Origin of the sequence: Romboutsia sp. Marseille-P6047 (assembly GCF_900604535.1) — a bacterium.
Classification (GTDB): Bacteria; Bacillota; Clostridia; order Peptostreptococcales; family Peptostreptococcaceae; genus Romboutsia_E.
The window spans coordinates 1-19,264 of record NZ_UWOT01000001.1; the positions used below are offsets into that span (position 1 = coordinate 1).

20 protein-coding genes are annotated in these 19,264 nt (G+C 27.8%); 5 read left to right on the forward strand and 15 right to left on the reverse strand.

The annotated features are described in order from the left end of the window. Nucleotides 1–397 precede the first annotated feature (397 nt). Nucleotides 398–1,060: a TIGR00266 family protein gene (locus EIH23_RS00005; protein WP_122638154.1), complete on the reverse strand. Its 663-nt coding sequence runs from the start codon at nucleotides 1,058–1,060 to the stop codon at nucleotides 398–400. Nucleotides 1,061–1,339: 279 nt separating this feature from the next. Here EIH23_RS00005 and EIH23_RS00010 point away from each other — a divergent pair, with 279 nt between their 5' ends. Further along, nucleotides 1,340–2,110 (forward strand): hypothetical protein, encoded by a 771-nt coding sequence (locus tag EIH23_RS00010; RefSeq protein WP_122638155.1) that lies wholly within the window; start codon nucleotides 1,340–1,342, stop codon nucleotides 2,108–2,110. A 46-nt stretch (nucleotides 2,111–2,156) separates the two neighbouring features. On the opposite strand, the gene leuB is transcribed toward EIH23_RS00010, so the two are convergent. After that, the gene (gene leuB / locus EIH23_RS00015; RefSeq protein WP_122638156.1) at nucleotides 2,157–3,278 is read right to left on the reverse strand and encodes a 3-isopropylmalate dehydrogenase; all 1,122 of its coding nucleotides are present in this window, start codon (nucleotides 3,276–3,278) and stop codon (nucleotides 2,157–2,159) included. 219 nt (nucleotides 3,279–3,497) lie between these two features. Between leuB and EIH23_RS00020 the strand changes: the two genes are divergently transcribed. Next, entirely contained in the window at nucleotides 3,498–4,427 is a 930-nt protein-coding gene (locus tag EIH23_RS00020) for a LysR family transcriptional regulator (RefSeq protein ID WP_122638157.1), read from the forward strand. Nucleotides 4,428–4,502: 75 nt separating this feature from the next. Here the strand turns inward: EIH23_RS00020 and EIH23_RS00025 are convergent, their stop codons facing one another. The 6 genes from EIH23_RS00025 to EIH23_RS00050 form a co-directional block, all read right to left on the reverse strand. Beyond that, nucleotides 4,503–5,024: a DUF6143 family protein gene (locus EIH23_RS00025; protein ID WP_122638158.1), complete on the reverse strand. Its 522-nt coding sequence runs from the start codon at nucleotides 5,022–5,024 to the stop codon at nucleotides 4,503–4,505. Nucleotides 5,025–5,026: 2 nt separating this feature from the next. Further along, entirely contained in the window at nucleotides 5,027–5,593 is a 567-nt protein-coding gene (locus EIH23_RS00030) for a DUF6143 family protein (protein ID WP_122638159.1), read from the reverse strand. 144 nt (nucleotides 5,594–5,737) lie between these two features. After that, the gene (locus EIH23_RS00035) at nucleotides 5,738–6,118 is read right to left on the reverse strand and encodes a DUF1667 domain-containing protein (RefSeq protein ID WP_122638160.1); all 381 of its coding nucleotides are present in this window, start codon (nucleotides 6,116–6,118) and stop codon (nucleotides 5,738–5,740) included. A 1-nt stretch (nucleotide 6,119) separates the two neighbouring features. Beyond that, on the reverse strand, nucleotides 6,120–7,364 hold the full coding sequence (locus EIH23_RS00040; protein ID WP_122638161.1) for an NAD(P)/FAD-dependent oxidoreductase: 1,245 nt from the start codon (nucleotides 7,362–7,364) through the stop codon (nucleotides 6,120–6,122). Continuing rightward, nucleotides 7,354–8,811 carry an NAD(P)/FAD-dependent oxidoreductase gene (locus tag EIH23_RS00045; protein ID WP_122638162.1) on the reverse strand — a complete coding sequence of 486 codons (1,458 nt, stop codon included), beginning with the start codon at nucleotides 8,809–8,811 and terminating at the stop codon, nucleotides 7,354–7,356. Before EIH23_RS00045 ends, EIH23_RS00040 begins: the two co-directional genes overlap by 11 nt. Nucleotides 8,812–9,003: 192 nt before the next feature. Next, nucleotides 9,004–9,654: an MgtC/SapB family protein gene (locus EIH23_RS00050; protein WP_122638163.1), complete on the reverse strand. Its 651-nt coding sequence runs from the start codon at nucleotides 9,652–9,654 to the stop codon at nucleotides 9,004–9,006. A 595-nt stretch (nucleotides 9,655–10,249) separates the two neighbouring features. On the opposite strand from EIH23_RS00050, the gene EIH23_RS00055 reads away from it, so the two are divergent. Beyond that, nucleotides 10,250–10,720: a YeeE/YedE thiosulfate transporter family protein gene (locus tag EIH23_RS00055; protein ID WP_243113283.1), complete on the forward strand. Its 471-nt coding sequence runs from the start codon at nucleotides 10,250–10,252 to the stop codon at nucleotides 10,718–10,720. A gap of 89 nt (nucleotides 10,721–10,809) precedes the next feature. Next, nucleotides 10,810–11,484, forward strand: coding sequence for a Crp/Fnr family transcriptional regulator (locus tag EIH23_RS00060; protein ID WP_207734709.1), 675 nt, complete (start codon nucleotides 10,810–10,812; stop codon nucleotides 11,482–11,484). 100 nt (nucleotides 11,485–11,584) lie between these two features. Here EIH23_RS00060 and EIH23_RS00065 read toward each other — a convergent pair whose 3' ends face one another. The 4 genes from EIH23_RS00065 to recA all read right to left on the reverse strand — a co-directional run bounded on the left by EIH23_RS00065 (nucleotide 11,585) and on the right by recA (nucleotide 15,510). Next, a complete protein-coding gene (locus EIH23_RS00065) occupies nucleotides 11,585–12,274 on the reverse strand; it encodes a hypothetical protein (protein ID WP_122638165.1) in 690 nt (229 codons plus the stop codon). A 3-nt stretch (nucleotides 12,275–12,277) separates the two neighbouring features. Beyond that, nucleotides 12,278–12,559 carry a hypothetical protein gene (locus EIH23_RS00070; RefSeq protein WP_122638166.1) on the reverse strand — a complete coding sequence of 94 codons (282 nt, stop codon included), beginning with the start codon at nucleotides 12,557–12,559 and terminating at the stop codon, nucleotides 12,278–12,280. A 122-nt stretch (nucleotides 12,560–12,681) separates the two neighbouring features. After that, complete coding sequence (gene rny, locus EIH23_RS00075) at nucleotides 12,682–14,223, reverse strand: ribonuclease Y (RefSeq protein WP_122638167.1); 1,542 nt, start codon at nucleotides 14,221–14,223, stop codon at nucleotides 12,682–12,684. 231 nt (nucleotides 14,224–14,454) lie between these two features. After that, a complete protein-coding gene (recA, locus tag EIH23_RS00080) occupies nucleotides 14,455–15,510 on the reverse strand; it encodes a recombinase RecA (protein ID WP_122638168.1) in 1,056 nt (351 codons plus the stop codon). Between the two features lie 391 nt (nucleotides 15,511–15,901). Here recA and gloA2 point away from each other — a divergent pair, with 391 nt between their 5' ends. Continuing rightward, nucleotides 15,902–16,294 carry an SMU1112c/YaeR family gloxylase I-like metalloprotein gene (gene gloA2 / locus EIH23_RS00085; RefSeq protein ID WP_122638169.1) on the forward strand — a complete coding sequence of 131 codons (393 nt, stop codon included), beginning with the start codon at nucleotides 15,902–15,904 and terminating at the stop codon, nucleotides 16,292–16,294. Between the two features lie 50 nt (nucleotides 16,295–16,344). On the opposite strand, the gene pgsA is transcribed toward gloA2, so the two are convergent. Genes pgsA through mnmH form a run of 3 tightly spaced genes read right to left on the reverse strand, consistent with a single transcriptional unit; the run spans nucleotide 16,345 to nucleotide 19,263 of the window. Next, nucleotides 16,345–16,887, reverse strand: a complete 543-nt coding sequence (gene pgsA / locus EIH23_RS00090; protein WP_122638170.1) for a CDP-diacylglycerol--glycerol-3-phosphate 3-phosphatidyltransferase — start codon at nucleotides 16,885–16,887, stop codon at nucleotides 16,345–16,347. After that, the gene (rimO, locus tag EIH23_RS00095; protein ID WP_122638171.1) at nucleotides 16,874–18,211 is read right to left on the reverse strand and encodes a 30S ribosomal protein S12 methylthiotransferase RimO; all 1,338 of its coding nucleotides are present in this window, start codon (nucleotides 18,209–18,211) and stop codon (nucleotides 16,874–16,876) included. Before rimO ends, pgsA begins: the two co-directional genes overlap by 14 nt. Continuing rightward, nucleotides 18,205–19,263: a tRNA 2-selenouridine(34) synthase MnmH gene (gene mnmH / locus EIH23_RS00100; RefSeq protein ID WP_122638172.1), complete on the reverse strand. Its 1,059-nt coding sequence runs from the start codon at nucleotides 19,261–19,263 to the stop codon at nucleotides 18,205–18,207. Before mnmH ends, rimO begins: the two co-directional genes overlap by 7 nt. Between the last annotated feature and the right edge of the window lies 1 nt (nucleotide 19,264).

The window sequence follows — 19,264 nt, forward strand, 5'->3', positions numbered from 1 at the left end:
CTTGTATACTATATGAATAATATTATTAGTGTTTACTTTATATAAAAACATTACTTAATCTTCTCTACTTACCATTAAATAGCCTTCTAGATATTAACTTTATTTTTAGTATTATTTCATAAAAATTCGATTTAGTTTTTAAAGTTAACATAAAAAAAGAAAGTCTTTATGTTGTCTTATACACAAAAACTTTCTTTTTTATAAACTTAATCTACTTTTAGGGAATTAAGTAAAAATTAATGAGCCTGCACTACATCCAAGTATCTTTATACTTATATCTTGGTTTTGTATCAAATATGCTACTGCAAATATATTATTTCTAAACTAAATATAATAATCTTTTGCATTGTCAATAAGACTAAATCTATTACAGTTAGATATAATATACAATTAAAATTTATCCATTCGTTGGTACTACTATGGGTTTCCTAGTCTGAATCCAAATTTTTCCTGGACCTCTAAATTTAGCAACAAATCCTTCACCACTTAGAAAAGATGATGCCAATCCGCCTCCAGCTAACTCTGTAGAAAATTCCATATCATTTTCCCATAATACTAGATGACTTGAATCTACAATATATTCTTCTCCTATACCTAAATTTATCTCATATATAGAACCGCAAGAATTTACAAATAAAGTACCTGATCCCACAGTTCTTAATCCAAATATACCTTCTCCACTACCAAATATACCTTTTACTTTAGCTTTAGTTTCTAATGTTATTCCTTCAGTACATGCTAGAAAATTTCCATTACTTATTCTATATTGCTTACTTCCATCTAATTCTACCTTTGTTATATCACCTGACATCGTAGGAGCTAGTAGTATTTCTCCATCTGATATTGCTTTGTACTCTTGAAGTAATGCAGACTCTCCTGACATAACTCTACCAAGCATTTTGCCTATGCCTCCTGCCTTAACCTTAAGATCAAATGTTGGAGTCATAGCTACCATAGATCCTGCTTCCACTCTAAAAATATCTCCTCTATTTGCATTTATTTTTAATATTCTGCTGTCTCCTTGACATAATAGTTCAAATTTATCTGTATTTTGATTCATAACTACCCCCTATTATCTATGATAAATTTATAATATCAGTTATGCTATTTCATATCAATCTAAACAATGTTACAGTATTGTAAATTAATATATTACGTATATATTTATTTAAGTATATATCTAAAATATAATTTCTATTTACATTCATTTAAATATATATTTTTAACAGATATTAAATATATTTTTGTAATAAAATGTAAATCTAATTGTTATATTTTTTATCTTTTTCTATTATATAATATATTTATACATATATTATTCATTAATCAGGGGGGTAAAATGAAAATATCAAAGCTAACTTTAATACTTATTCCTATAATAAGCGTTTTTCTTATCATATTTTATAAATTAAACACTAAAAGTATAATGTCTACTGCTATGGAAATCGAAAATTACAATATAGATATTATAAATTCAACATTATATGAAGATTATCTACTAACTAAGTATACTGTTGAAACTTTAGATGGATCTCAAATATCTGAGGATACAGCTAAAGTAATTCCTAAAATAATTTTAAATAATTCTAATTGTAACGAAATTATTTTGGGTGAAAATGATTTATCTGAATTTAAAAGAGAAGTAACTTCTATATTTATACCTCTGAGCAAATCATTTAACTCTCTTAAAATAGAGTATCTAATCAAGTCATCTAATACTAACAATATTAAAAAATTAGTATTTAATAATGCTCTATTAAAATCGGATACAGAAAATAATCTATCTAAATATTATAATATTAATAAGAAAATAGAGTTTAATGAATTTAATATTCAACTAAAGAGTTTACTTGTTGAAGATGATAAAGCACTCCTTTATTTCTTTACAGAAAACACTAAATTAAATGAAGATAATTATATTGTAAAACTTAAATCTAATGATTTTGAAGATATTTTCTTTATTGAAAAAGTTAATAACTTAAAGGAAAAAAATCTGGCTCATTACTATGTTCCTATGAATTATAATAGTGGTGATATTGACTTTAGCAATATTGAAATACATCTTATAAATGTTGATGATTATACTGAAACCTTAATATATAATAATTAAAGTAGTGGCAAGATTTTATTAATAAAATCTTGCCACTACTTTAAGTTTACATTGCTATTTTTCTCATATTATAATTATTTTTATTTGATTCTTTTATACAACTACAAATTAAATCTCCCATTTTATCTGTTCCAACTAATTTTGTACCTTCACTGTAAATATCTTCTGTTCTATATCCTCTATTAATAACTTCTTCTATTGATTTTTCTATAATATTAGCTTCATCATCTAACTTAAATGAATATCTAAGCATAAGTGCAACTGATAATATAAGTCCAATCGGATTTGCTTTATTCTTTCCTATTATACTTTCATCTGGATGATGTAATTGATTTGGTGTAAATAGTCCTTTACCGTTAGAATCTATTTCAGCTGAAGGTAGCATACTTGCTGTACCTGTTATTTGACTAAGTTCATCAGCAAGTATATCACCAAACATATTAGAAGTAAGTATAACATCAAACTTATCCGGATTTAATATTACTTCCATAGCTGCAGTATCCACAAGATGATGCTTAACTTTTATATTAGGGTAATTTTTTGATGTTTCATTTACTACATCCTTCCAAAGTTTAGAACTTGCTAATATATTAGATTTATCTATACTTGAAACTTTTTTATTTCTTATAATAGCAGAAGAAAAAGCTCTATTTGCTGATTTTTTTATTATTTCTTCATTATAATATTCTAAGTCACTTGCTTCTCTACCAAATTTACCTGTATAAGATTTCTTTTCCCCACAAATTACACTCCCAGCCAAATCTCTTACAATAAGAATGTCTATACCTCTTGAAATTATATTATCTTTCAATGGAGAGAATTCTTTTAAGTTTTGATTTAATGTTATTGGTCTTAAATTAGAAGTTAAATTAAGAGCTTCCCTTATTTTTAAAATTGCCTTTACTGGTTTTTTACATAATGATACAGAATTCCACTTACTTCCTCCTACATTTCCTATTATTACAGCATCACTTTCTAAACAAGCTTCTAAACTTTCCTTCGGTAGTGGATCTCCAAACTTATCTACAGCTTCTCCTGCACCAACTACTTCCTCTATTTTAAAATTATGATTATATATATTTGAAATTGTATTTAATACCTTTACTGCTTCCTTACTTATTTCAGGACCTATTCCATCCCCTTTTATTAATACAATCTTATAATTCATTAATCCGCTCTTTTATTTAATATATAAATATTATTTTTAATTATTTTAACTTATATTTTCATAGTAAACTTAAATACTTATAATGTAAAATATATAAATTTATATATTCCTCATACAAAAAAATGTATGTATAAATGTTTTCCATCTAAATAAATGTATTTATATTTTTATAAAAGTTAAATATAATTTAGATTAGTAATTTATATAAAGGAGGATTTGATGAATTCTAAAAAATTAAAATATATTATTACAATCGCTGAACTAAAAAGTATTTCAAAAGCCGCATCACATCTATTTATATCTCAACCATCACTAAGTAATATAGTATCAAATATCGAAAAAGATTTAGGAGTTCAACTTTTTAATCGAACTACTAATCCAATTTCACTTACTTATGCTGGTGAAAGATATGTTGAAACAGCAAAAGAAATTCTAAGATTAGAACATAATCTAAAAAAAGAATTTAGTGATATTTCAAATATGAAAAAAGGAAAAATAACTCTAGGTATACCGTCTGTAAGAGGTACATATGTACTACCTTTTATATTACCTAGATTTTCAGAAAAATACCCAGGTATTGAAATTGAAATTATAGAAGGAGACTCTAACTTCTTAGAAGAATCTTTAATTTCTGGGAAGGTTGACTTAGTTTTCACATCTCTACCAAGTAATAATAAGAAAATAACCTGTGAGGTTCTATACGAAGAAAAAGTAATGCTTGCATCTAAAAAGGGGTATTTAGGAAAAGACTATTTACTTCCCAACACCTCAAATGTGATTGATATAAACAAGCTTAAAGATGTTGATTTTATACTAACTAAAAGAAATCACAGAATAAGAAATCTAACTGAAAGACTTTTTAATTTTTTTGATTTTAAACCAAATGTTATTTTAGAAACCTCTAATACTGCTACTGCATTTAGATTAGCAACGTCTGGCCTTGGAGTTTGTTTTGTTTCTGAAATGATTTTAAATACTACTAAAGCTATTTATGATTTTGATTTATTTCATTTAGAAAATACACCTATAAAATGGGATATTGCTGTTTTATATTTAAACAATTCTTATTTAAACATTGCTGAAAGATATTTTATAGATTTAGCCAAAAGTGTTTTGATTGAGAACTCTAAAAATGATATTAAAAATTAAAATAGGGAGCTCTTATGCTCCCATTCTTTTTATTTATTTTTATAAATAATGCCATATAATTATAATCTAATACATTTAGATAATTTCTTCCCACCATGCAAAAGACATAATACAACCTCCACTTTGTTGAGTATTAATTATATATGCCTCTATTATATAGTTCATACCTGGATATAATATAACAGAACCCGATGGATTCCCTTTAAAGTTCTGATATGGACCAACAGAAAAAGTCTCTGGACTTATTCCTTCAATTATACTTATATCTTCGCCATAATATATTTTGCCTAATTTTTTTAAATCTTTTTTATCACCTTTATTACCTGATGCTATATTATATGATTCAAATAAGTTTCCTTTTAGTCCAGACTGATAGTATACATTTTCAACAAAAGGAACATCTGATAAGTTTGCTACTAATACTTTATTTACATATATTTTAGCACCAGAGTTTATTGGATTAGATAAAACACCTACTGCATTAAGTCCTGGTTTGACCTTAATCACTCCAGTTTTACCTCTAAAGTATTTTTGCTGTTTATTTTGTATATATCCACTACTTATATCTGCAATATAATACGGATATGATTTATCCATTTCTAATCACCCTCTACTATTTTTATAGGTTCTTCCCACCATATAAACGATACAATTCCTTCTCCTTCTTTAGTAGAATCAGATAAATAAAGTTCAATAACAACCTCCATGCCTGGATACAGTATTACCGATCCACTATCATCTCCTAGTAAATTACTATACGGTAGTATCATCGATGTTCGTGTACTTACTCCGTTGCTTATTTTTATATCTTCTCCATAATATATTTCACTATGAGCTTTTGTATTTTTTCCATAAGGTGCATTACTTGATATTATATTATTAGATTTGATTAAATTACCCGTCGCACTTGCCGAATAGTATATATTTTCAGTAACTACTACATCTGATATATTAGCTACGGTAGTATTATTAACATATACAATAACCTCTGAATTTTTAGGATTTTTCAATGTAACAACAGAATTTACTCCTCTTTTGAGTTTTACAACTTCTGATTTTCCTCTATAATATTTATTTTCATTATTTTGTATATGTCCACTACATACATCTGATACATAATAAGGGCTTAATTTTTTAATCCCACATTCATTGTACTGATTTTTCATATCAATGTCCCCCATAAAATTTCTAAAAATTACTCAATATTATTATATGACTATATCTACAGAGAGTTCCTTTTACATTATATTCTGTATCTTGAATAAAAATAAGATGTAAAAATAATTTACATCTTATTCCTATAACGACATTTATAATTTTTCTACAGTTTTTGCACTTACAATATTAACACCTGTGTTTAGTATATTTTTTATTATTATATCTCCTACTTTTATCGGAGCATCTACTTTTATTTTATCTAGTTCTTTCATTACTTCAAACATCAAATTTTTTGATATTGATGATTCTGTTTTAACTGGAAGTAAATGCAAATACGAATTTCCAAGCTTTACAGTGGTAGTTATAACTCTTTTGGGGTTTGTAAGCTCTTCTTTTGCATACTTTTCTCCCCTTTTACAATTATTCCCTTCTACTTTAAAATCGTCTCCTAAACATTCTACACTTAACTTACATCCCATTGGACAAACTATACATGTAAGTTCTTTTTTAGCTAAAACTTCTTCTAAACTCATTTTAAGCCTCCTCTACACTTACAGATATATTGCCTGTAATATTTTTTAATAAATCTTTACTTATATTAATACTTTCCATCTCGGATGGTATCATATGTTTTCTTTTCTTTTCTAAAATAATTTCATTATTGCTTTTTACAACGAGCTTTTTATTTTTATATATATTTCTTACTCTCATAAATAAATTAACATCTTCATCATTTGATGTATCTATATTTTGAGGTACTATATACCCTATACCTTCTCCAGCTTCAGTACTCACTGTATCATTTTTTTCTAACTTACTTAGACAATACTTAGCTGCATTTCTACCAGCTATTCTACTTTCCTTTGTAACAAAATCAACTAAATCATGAACATGAACAACATTTCCACAAGCAAAAACGCCATCCAAATTAGTTGACATTGTATTATTAACAATAGGTCCACTAGTTCTCATATCTAAATTTACACCCGCACCTACACTTAGCTCATTTTCTGGTATTAATCCTACTGATAATAAAACTGTATCACATTCTATAAATTCATCCTGATCTGGTATTGGATTTCTATTTTCATCTAGCTTTGATAAAGTTACTCCACTAACCCTTTCTTTTCCATGTATATAACTTATAGATGTACTTAGTTTTAGAGGTATATTAAAATCATCTAGACACTGAACTATATTTCTAGTAAGACCACTTGAGTGAGGATTTATTTCTACAACTGCTTTTACCTTAGCACCTTCTAAAGTCATACGTCTAGCCATTATAAGACCTATATCTCCTGATCCATAAATAACTACTTCTTTTCCTACCATATATCCTTCCATATTACTTAGTCTTTGAGCTGCCCCTGCGGTGTATACTCCAGCTGGTCTATATCCGGGAATATCTATAGCTCCTCTAGTTCTTTCTCTACATCCCATTGCCAAAACTATAGCATCAGCTTCTATATTTATTAATCCATCTTCTCCAATAGCTTCTATTGATTTATTTTCATTTATATTAAGTACCATTGTATTTAGCATGTAATCTATATTTTCTTTTTTTACCATTTCTATAAACTTACCTGCATACTCAGGTCCTGTTAGTTCTTCCTTAAATTCATGCAGTCCAAAGCCATTATGTATACACTGATTAAGTATTCCACCAAGTTCTCTATCTCTTTCTATTATAAGAACATTTTCTATACCATTTTTTTTAGCTTCAACTGCTGCTCCCAGTCCTGCTGGTCCCCCACCTATAATTACAATATTATATCTCAACTAAATCACCCCTTAATTCTTTTACTTTTCCTAAAACCACATTAGAATTTTCATAATCCTTTAATATTTCTTCAACAGGTACATTTAATTCTCTTGATAAAATCTCTATTACTCTAGGTCCACAAAATCCACCCTGACATATTCCCATACCTGGTCTAACCCTTCTCTTAACTCCATCTACAGTTCTTGCTCCACAAGGTCTATTTATAGCATCTACTATTTCACCTTCTGTTACACTTTCACATCTACAAATAATCTTTTTATATCTTTCATCCTTTTTTATTAATTCATTTTTTTCTTCTATACTCATTTGTGAAAACGCCTTATGCTTTTCTCTTATTGGATTAAAGTTTTCTTTTGTTTCTAATTCTAATCCTTCTTCTTTTAAAATCTCTATCACATATTCGCCAACAGCTGGTGCTGATGCTAATCCAGGTGATTCAATACCTCCAACATTTATAAAGTTCTTAGATATATCTGATGCAAATATACAAAAATCTCCTGTAGATGATGTTGCTCTAAGTCCTGCAAATGATGTTATAGTTTTTCTAAAGTTTATATTTTCAATTGTTTTTTTAGACGCTTCTACAATTTCTTGTATACCATTTTTACTTGTAGTTATATCTTCCTTATCTTCAACTTCGTTAGCATTTGGACCAATCATTAAGTTTCCATGAACAGTTTGAGTAACTAATACTCCTTTTCCTTTTTCACTTGGACATTGGAATAATACATGATTTGCAATCTTTCCTTCTGATTTATCAAGTATCTTATACTCACCTTTTCTAGGAATTATATAATATTCATTTCCTCCTATCATATTGTTTATTTTATCAGCATACACTCCTGCCGCATTTATTACATATTTAGACTTTATAATTCCTTGCGATGTCTTTATATTAAATATATCATCTTCTTTTTTTATATCTAATACTTCACTTTGAAGTTTCAATTCTACACCATTATTTATTGCATTTTCCATAAGTGCTATATTTAAGTTAAATGGACAAACAATACCTGCACTTTCACAAAGCAAAGCTCCAACTACATTTTTGTTAATATTTGGCTCTATAGAAATTACTTCTTCTCCAGTTAATAATTTAAGACCTTTAGAGTTATTTATTAATCCTCTTTTATAAAGAGATTCAAGATGTTTTTTCTCCTCTTCATTAAATGCTAATACCAAAGATCCTATTTGCTTAAATTCTACTCTTAAATCATTACATAACTGTGGATATAACTCATTTCCCCTAACATTTAATTTAGCCTTTAAACTTCCTTCTTTAGCATCAAATCCACCATGTACTATAGCACTATTTGCCTTTGTTGTTCCTTGACATACTTCAACTCCCTTTTCAATTACAATAACATTTATATCATATTTAGATAGCTCTCTTGCAATGGCACTACCTGTTATACCAGCTCCTATTACTGCTATATCATACATACTTTTACCCCCATATTTATATTAGTTTTTGAAAAAATATAGAGAGCCCCCTACACTATTTATATTTGTATAGGAGGCTCTCTCTACTCTTCGCCCAATTATTAATTTTTCCTTCAAACGTTTTCCTGTTGATTTAATTAAATTATACTTAATATTATTTTTACTGTCAATAAAATATTCACTAGTTAATTTTTAAACATACTTTACAGAAATTTCCTCATTTATCTTTGATATTTCTTCTAGCAATTTAATATGATCTATACTTTTATCATCACTTAATTTTAGTTTAAATATCAAAGTATTATCATTTTTATCCATAGAAAAATTTATATCATTCTTACTCATATCACATAGTAACTTTACTAGCTTATCTATAGACATACCTTCATTCATTGTAATAATTATATTTATACTTTTTTGTCTTTTACGCCACATCTCCATATATTGTAGCGCATATAGTACTATAATCAAAAATATCCAAGATACTAAGGCAAGAAAGTAATATCCATATCCAATAGCTATTCCTATACAAGCTGTAGACCATATTCCAGCAGCTGTAGTCAATCCTTTTACACCGCTAGATGTTTTAAGTATTGTTCCTGCACCTAAAAAACCTATCCCTGATAACACTTGTGCTGATAACCTAGCTGGATCTAAATTAGCAGTACCACTATACTGTAAAAATAATTCGAGTGAAATTATTGATGATATACAAGAACCTAAAGATACTAGTATATGGGTTCTAAATCCTGCAAATTTATTTAATCTTTCTCTTTCTATACCTGTTACTCCACCTACTACTAATGCTAATAATAATCTTAAAAATATTTCTCTTTCACCCATATACTTACTCCCCTTACTACATTAATTAAATAATCTTCAAAAAAATAGGGAAATGAAGTCTATAATATCATTTCCCTTGCCTTAATTACTAGAATATTCTATGTAAACTATAATGTCAAATAGTTTTTATTTATCATTTAAATCCATTTTCTTTATTTTTATATTAAAATATCAATTCATTATATGATAAAGTCACAGAGTTTATTTTTGTAATTTGTTATATTAAATAAGCATTAAAATTAAATAATGAATCCTACGAAGAAACAAACTATAAATGCAATATTAACGCAAATAAAGGGTTTCTATGAAGATATGTAACTATGTTTATAGAAAGATTTTTCTATTATTTGGTCAAGATTTGCTGGTGGATGTACAAATGGACATATGATGATGGGTATGATGCAATCTAGTATAAGCGGTTATGTATTTGCAGCTGTAGTATTTACCGTTGCAATTCCAACAGCAATAATAAGTAAAAATAAATTATAATTAAGGAGATTACAATATAAAAATATTACTTGATATAATATTAGGTTCATTCTTTGGATATGCATTATATAAAGCTGGTGCTACTAACCCTAGAAAATTATTAGCAATGTTAAGATTAGAAGACTTAGATTTAGTAAAGATTACACTATTCGCTATAGGTCTTCCAAGTGTGTTACTATCTATTGCTAACTATATAGGTATTTTCGATATAAGTCACTTGGATATAAAAACTTTAAATACAAGGGTTATAATAGGAGGAATTATATTTGGACTATTATTTGGTGTTGCTGGTACTTGTTCTAGAACTTGTGTAGGTGCAGCAAGTGGTAGTAATTTTAAAAAAGCTATAAGTACAATCCTTTGTGGATTACTTAGTGCCTTTGCTTTCTCAATATCATATGGATATTTAAATGAAAGAGGACTTATACCTGGATTTAATTTAGGAAATATGACTTTATTTAACTTATCTCCTAAGTATCCATCAGTATTTAATATAGGCTTCATAGGATTATTTATAGTTGTAATATTATTTATGTTAGGCGGATACCTACTGCCTAAGTCTATTATAAAAAAATAAGTTTATAAATATTAAACTAATGTGTATATTAATATGTATATTTATTAATATACACATTTTTCTATAAATAATATTGATTGGAGGAATTTATGTTGGATATAGATAAAATTGAAATTTTAAAAGAAAATTTATCTTTTTACAATAATTTATCACCTGAAGAAATTAAGGACTTAATGTCTAAAAGTTATTTATCATCATATAAAAAAAGGGAACTAGTTCACAATAAAAACTCTACTTGTACTGGAGTTTTAATAACAATCTCAGGTCAATTTCGAGCTTTTATATCTGCTCCATCAGGAAGAGAGTTAACCCTTTTTAGATTGCTTGAAAGGGATATCTGCATATTATCTGCTGGCTGTGCATTTAAAAATATTACATATGATGTAAATCTAGAATCAGAAGAGCAATCTTTAGCGCTTATTATTGATAGTTCATTTTTTAATGAATTATCTAAGTCTAATACTCATGTGTTAAACTTTTTACTTAATCTAACTCAAGATAAGTTATCTAATGTTATGGGTGTTTTAGAACAGGCTATTTTTTTTAGTTTAGACTCAAGAATTTCTAATTTACTAATAGAACAATCCAATTTTACAAATTCTAATGTTCTTTATATAACTCATGAATCTATTGCAAATCATTTAGGTTCTGCAAGGGAAGCTGTAAGTAGAATACTAAAAAAATTTGAGAAAAATAAAATTATAGAAATTAATAGAGGAAAGATAAAAATTCTTAATATAGATGCTCTTAAAGCTTTATCTTAATTATAAAAAAAGAGTTCATTTTCTAGTACTAGATTCGTATATCTATACTAATTTAATGAACTCTCTTCATTCTTTTTTTAAAGATTTTGTCTTCTTATCACTATCTATTCTTTTTCTTATCTAAGCATTTCTCAGGATATATATGTATTAACTCCCACTTATTATTTTTATTATTTTTATAATCAGCTATCTTTATATCTACACCATTAGTTAATTGGTAAAATAGAACATAATATTCATTTTTGTTTTTATCTTTAAAATATGCCTTTTTTTTATATCCATCTTGTGTAATCTCTATATTTCCATCTACTAGTGAACACCAATCTCTATATTCAATTTCTATAAATGATTTTGCATCATATTTCCAACCATGATAAGGTGCACATAAATAATTCTCACCTAAGTACTCCATATCTTTAATTTTATATGTATGACCTTCTTTTTCTAAATAAATATATCCATAGTAGTAAGCAAATAAACCTAATTTTTCTTTTGAGCCTTCTATAACCTCTAGCTCTACAAAATACTTTAATTCACTAGATTCCTCTTCCTCTGAGTCTACCTTATTTAGTTTAATTAAATTAATATGTAATTTATTTTCAAATGATTTTAAATACTCATTATAAGAATACTTTAACTTATAAGAACTAGATAGAAAATTATATGCTACTGGATAAGGTCCTTTGGTATCACCTAAACTTCCACAACCTGTATTAGTATCCTCAGTAGGATTTGCAGCTTCTCTAAGTACACTAAAGTAATTTATTATAGTATCTTCTGGTGATTTCATAAGTTATTTTGGTAAAGTTATATTCATATAATTATTTCCATAAAAATTATATAGTTCATTTTCTCTTTTATCATTTAATATTGGCATGTTTGATGGTCTAAAAAATCTTTCTAAATTAGAAAACTCTTCTTCATTTCTTACATCAAACTCGCATGTTGTGCAATCTTCTTTTATATAAGTTCCACCTAGTATTAATGTATTATCATTAGCTTCATATCCATTTACTTTAATTGTACTCCCGATTAAAAATACTATAACTATAAAAATAATTTTAATCTTAAACATAACTTTAACATCTCCGTCCATATATAAATTATTACTTATTATGTTTAATTCTTATATTTATAATACTAAATATTAATAAAAAAACCTGTCTTAAGATTTCTTATCTTAAAACAGGTTTCATTTTATTTTGCATATTCTATTGCTCTAGTCTCTCTTATTATACTAACTTTTATTTGACCTGGATATTCAAGCTCATCTTCAATTCTCTTAGTCATTTCTCTAGCTAGTAAGTGTATTCCTTCATCTGAAACATTTTCTGGCTTAACCATTATTCTAATTTCTCTACCAGCTTGTATTGCAAATGATTTTTCTACACCTTCATATGAGTTAGCTATTTCCTCTAACTTCTCTAATCTCTTAATATATGCTTCAAGAGTTTCTCTTCTAGCTCCTGGTCTAGCTGCAGATATTGCATCTGCTGCAGTTACTAATACAGCTTCTATTGTTTGAGGCTCATAATCTCCATGGTGAGTACTCATAGCATGTATTACTTCTTTAGATTCCCTATATCTTCTAAGTAAATCCATACCTATTTCTACATGAGTTCCTTCCATCTCATGGTCCACTGCTTTACCTATATCATGAAGTAAACCAGCTCTTTTTGCTAATTTTACATCAGCTCCAATTTCAGCCGCCATTATACCAGCTATATGAGCTACCTCTATAGAGTGTTTTAATACATTTTGTCCATAACTAGTTCTATAGTTAAGTCTACCTAATAATCTAACTAATTCTGGATGTAATCCATGAACTGCGGTTTCAAAAGTTGCTTGTTCCCCATATTCTTTAATTATATTATCGACTTCTTTTCTAGCTTTTTCTACCATTTCTTCGATTCTAGCTGGATGTATTCTACCATCTGCTATAAGTTTTTCAAGTGCAATTCTTGCAACTTCTCTTCTTATTGGATCGAATCCAGATAAAATTACTGCTTCTGGTGTATCATCTATTATAAGATCAATTCCAGTTGCTGTTTCTAGAGTTCTTATATTTCTACCTTCTCTACCTATGATTCTTCCCTTCATTTCATCATTAGGTAAGTTAACTACTGTAACAGTAGTTTCTGCAACATGATCTGCTGCACACTTTTGGATGGCATAACCTATAATTTCCCTTGATTTTTTCTCAGCTTCTTCTTTAGCTTGAGTTTCTATTTCTTTTATCATTATAGACATTTCACGTCTAACTTCTCTCTCTGCTTTGGATAATATAATTTCCTTTGCTTCATCTGATGTTACACCTGATATGCTTTCTAATTTTTCTAGTTGTTGATTCTTTATAGTTTCAACTTCTTCTTCTTTTGTTTGAACCACTTTTAATTTTTCATTAAGATTAGATTCTTTAGATTCTAAATTTTGTAATTTTTTATCTAATGCCTCTTCTTTTTGCACTAATCTATTCTCAAATTTCTGTAATTCGTTTCGTCTAGACTTATGTTCTCTTTCTACGTCTGTTCTTAACTTATGAATTTCTTCTTTAGCTTCTAATAGCTTTTCTTTTTGTAATGTTTCTGAGTCTCTTTCTGCTTTATCTAAAATCTCTTTAGCTAGTTGATCTGCTTGACCAATTTTTGCTTCAGAAATATTTTTTCTTACAAAATATCCAACTCCAACACCAACAAGCACCGCTACTACGCCTATTGCTATCGTTTCTATGACATCCACCTCCTTTGTAATAATCCCAAAATGTCACCTTTGCAACTTCAAAATTTTATTATTAAGTAAACTATGCTACATAATAAACTATATTCAAAGAATAATCTTCTTATATATGTCTAATAGAGTACATTTTCATACTCTATTAGAAAATTATTTTACATAATTTATCCTTACTTAATTTTATTATTTTTTCTAGCTTATGTCAAGTTAATAGGATTAATAGGAGGTATTGATTTTTTATTCTTCAAAGTTATCTATACTTTCGTTGTCTTCATGATCTGCTGCATTATCTTTTGCCTCATCTAACTTATAATGAGCTCTTACTTTTGTATCTATTTCATTAGTTAAATCCATATTATCTTGTAAGAACTTTTTAACATTTTCTCTACCTTGTCCAAGTTTTATATCATTATAGCTATACCAAGCTCCAGACTTTTTAACTATATCTATATCTGCTGCTATATCTAATAAGTCACCTATTTTAGATATACCTTCTCCATACATTATATCAAATTCTGCTTGTTTAAACGGTGGAGCAACTTTATTCTTTACTACCTTAACTCTTGTTCTACTTCCTAAAACTTTATCACCTTGTTTTATAGTATCTATTTTTCTAACATCAAGTCTTACTGATGAATAGAACTTAAGTGCTCTACCACCTGTAGTAGTTTCAGGATTACCAAACATTATACCAACTTTTTCTCTTAATTGGTTAATGAATATTGCAACACAGTTAGATTTCTTTATTGATCCTGTTAGTTTTCTTAGTGCTTGAGACATAAGTCTTGCTTGAAGACCAACGTGAGAGTCTCCCATATCCCCTTCAATTTCAGCTCTTGGAACTAATGCCGCAACTGAGTCAACTACTATTATATCTATTGCATTACTTCTTATTAATGCTTCTGTTATTTCCAGTGCTTGTTCTCCTGTATCTGGTTGAGATATTATTAAGTTATCTATATCTACTCCTAATGCTTTTGCATAAACTGGATCTAGTGCATGTTCTGCATCTATGAATGCCGCTATTCCACCTTGTTTTTGAGCTTCTGCCACAGTATGAAGAGCAACTGTTGTTTTACCTGAAGATTCTGGTCCATATATTTCTACTATTCTACCTTTTGGAAGTCCCCCTATACCAACAGCTATGTCAAGTCCAATTGAACCTGTTGGTATAACATCTATATTCATAGATGTCGCTTCTCCAAGTCTCATTACTGAACCTTTACCAAAGTCTTTTTCAATTTTCCCTAAAGCTAGGTTAAGGGCTTTCAGCTTTTCTTGTTCAATACTCATATTTATATTCTTCCTTTCATCTATTAAATATTAAATTAAATTCTTATCATCAAACATTTGTTCGTATATAATTATACCTTATTACATCTTTCTAGTCAAATTTCTTCATTTAATATATAGACCTATTTTTCACTATAATTCAACAAACGTTGATAGTAAAATTTTACCATACTTATTTCATTTATAAACCCTTTTATAATCTTTTATACTAATTTAATCTATAAATTTTAATATTCCCTAAAATTTATAAGAGTATGTTGAAACCTTCTTACCATCTTATTCTTATTCAATAATCATAATTTTAATTTTTTGCTATATATTTAAACTTTCAATTGAATCTATGAAAATATAAATATACAATTATTATATAAAGTTATTCATAGGGGGTATTATGAAATTAAATAAGATACATCATACAGCTATAATTTGCTCAAATTATGAAAAGTCAAAAAACTTTTATGTAAATATTTTAGGTTTAAAAATTATAAATGAAACTTATAGAAAAGATAGAAACTCATATAAGCTAGATTTACAAGTAGGAGATTGCCAATTAGAACTTTTTTCTTTTGATAATCCACCTAAAAGATCAAGCTATCCTGAGGCCTGTGGACTTAGACATTTATGTTTTGAAGTTAATGACATTGGTGAAGCTATAGATTATTTAAATAACAATGGTATACCTACTGAGAATATAAGAATAGACGAAGTCACTCAGTGCAGATTTACATTTTTTAATGATCCTGATAATCTGCCAATTGAATTATATGAGACTTTTAAAATATAGTTTTCTAAATAATAAAATACCTTGAAGAAAAATATCTTCAAGGTATTTTATTATTTACTTTCCATAAATAATTCTTTATTTTTATATAAGTATTCCCATCCAGAATATAATGTAAGCAATGTAGCAATTAATATACACACAAAACCTATATTTAATAATAAAGTATTATTAAAGTTTGCACCTATTAATAAAACTATTATAGATATCATTTGTGTTATAGTTTTTAATTTTCCTCCACCACTTGCTGCTATAACTTTACCGTCAGCTGCTGCTATGGCTCTTAATATACTTACAGTAAGCTCCCTAGAAACTATTATGATTACCATCCAAGCTGGCACTAACCCTGCTTCTATCATACAAGTTAGTGTTGATATAACTAATAGTTTATCTGCAAGTGGGTCCATAAATTTACCAAAGTCAGTAACTAAGTTGCGACTTCTAGCAATGTGCCCATCCATAGCATCAGTTATAGAAGCTACTATGAATATTATACATGCAATTAAAAATTTATTTGGTATATTAAGTAGCATTACTACTATTAATACAGGTATTAAAAATATCCTAAATAATGTTAATTTATTAGGCAAGTTCATTTATTACATCTCCCATTAAATCATACTCTAATGCATTATTAATCTCTACCATTACGAATTCGCCTGGCTTAAGACTTCTTTTAGACTTTACATAAACTATACTATCTATTTCTTCTGCATCACCTTCTGTTCTTCCCATATAAACATTCTTTTCGATTTGCTCTTCTATAAGAACTTCATATGTTTTACCTATTTTAGTTGCCATAACTTCTTGAGATATTCCTTGTTGTAACATCATAAGTCTATCTCTTCTTTGTTCTTTTATTTCTTGTTCTATATGGCCTGGTAATTTATCTGCTGCAGTTCCTTCTTCTCTTGAGTATGCAAAAGCTCCTAGTCTATCAAACTTGACGATTTGAGCAAATTCTAATAATTCTTCAAAATCTTCTTCTGTTTCACCTGGGAAACCAGTTATTATTGTAGTTCTTAATGTTGCATCAGGTATATTATTTCTTATCATTTCTATTTTTGCTAATATATCTTCTTTAGTTGTGTGTCTATTCATTAATTTAAGTATTTTGTTGCTTGCATGTTGTATTGGCATATCAAAGTAATTACATATGTTATCATACTTTTTAATAACTTGAACTAATTCCTCTGTTATTGATTCTGGATATGAGTACATTATTCTTATCCATTTTATACCTTCTACCTTAGCTAATTCTTCTAATAACTGAGGTAATTTAGCTTCTCCATCATATATATCTGTTCCATAAGTTGTACTATCTTGTGCTATTACTACAAGTTCTTTAACACCTCTTAATGCTAAATCTCTTGCTTCAGCCAATATATCTTCCATCTTTCTACTTTTTTGCTTACCTCTTAACTTAGGTATTATACAATAAGTACAATGTTTATCGCACCCTTCACTTATTTTTAAATATGCCATGTAACTTGGTGTTGAAACATATCTTGGAAGTTCTTCATTGAATGCGAACTCTATATCATTTAAGCTTACTATTTTATTTTCTTTTTCAAGTCCTGCAACAATTTCATCTATATTTTGGTAGCTTCCTGTTCCAACTATTGCATCTATTTCTGGTATTTCTGATTTTAACTCTTCTGAATATCTTTGAGCTAAGCACCCTGTTACTACAAGAAGTTTTAAGTTTCCTGTTTCTTTTAACTGTGCTATTTCAATTATTGTTTCTATAGATTCTTGCTTTGCTGATTCTATAAACCCACAAGTATTAACTAGAGCTATATCAGCCTCTTCCATATTTCCTACTAATTTGTATCCTTTTTTATTTAAGATACCCATCATTATTTCTGCGTCTACTAAGTTTTTTGAACAACCTAATGATTCAAGTGCTATTTTTAACATTCTTCTGCTCCTTTTCTTGCTGTCTTATGAAAATTAATTAATTCTTTCATTGTATCATTTATGTCTTTAAAGTGAATCACTTCATTATATTTATATTGCTGTACAGAATGCATATATAATGGATCATAGTATTCAACTAAGTACTTTTCTACAAGCTCTTCATATTTTTCTTCCTCTAACATTTGTAAATACTCTTCAACTTTTTTATTCCCTAGTCTTTTTTTAAATCTACCTATACATTCTCTTAATATATCTATATTTCCTTCATCTCTATCATAAATATAATCTTTACAAAGTCTTTTTACTCTATCTTCTATATCACATTCTATAAGTATGTGGTATCCATCTCTTATTATTCCTTCATAAATTTCATTTGGTACTAGTACATGACCAACTCTTTTACTTTCACTTTCTATAAACACGTAGTCTGTTTTAGAGTAATACAATGCATTAAATATTCTAGTCTCAAAAGTTTTTTGTGTTGGTGGTTTTTCATCAAATGTTATAAATCCAAATACAGAGCCTGTATTTTTTGCCATTTGTTCTAAATCAACTACATCAATATTATTTTTTTCTAGTTCTACTAACAATTCTGTTTTTCCAACTCCAGTTAAACCATGAAGTACTATGAATTGTTTTTTCTTCATTACATTACTTAAATAATCTATTACATAGTTTCTATATGATTTATATCCACCTTCAAGTTTATATATATCAATTCCAATAGAAGCTAATAGGTTAGCAAAACTTCCGCTTCTCATTCCGCCTCTTGCACAATATATAATTACATGTTCGTATTGCTTTGATAATTCTTTAACCTCTCTATACATATCCTTTAGCTTTGGTGATACAAAATCAAATCCTCTATCTATAGCCTCATGTTTACCTTGAGTTTTATAAATAGTTCCTATTTCATGATGTTCATCATTACTAAATAATGGCATGTTATGAGCATTTAAGATATGGTCATCCTCATATTCTTTTTCTGTTCTTACATCTATAAAAATTGTATTTTTAAGCTTTAAAGCGTCCTCTATATTTATTGTCTTCAAA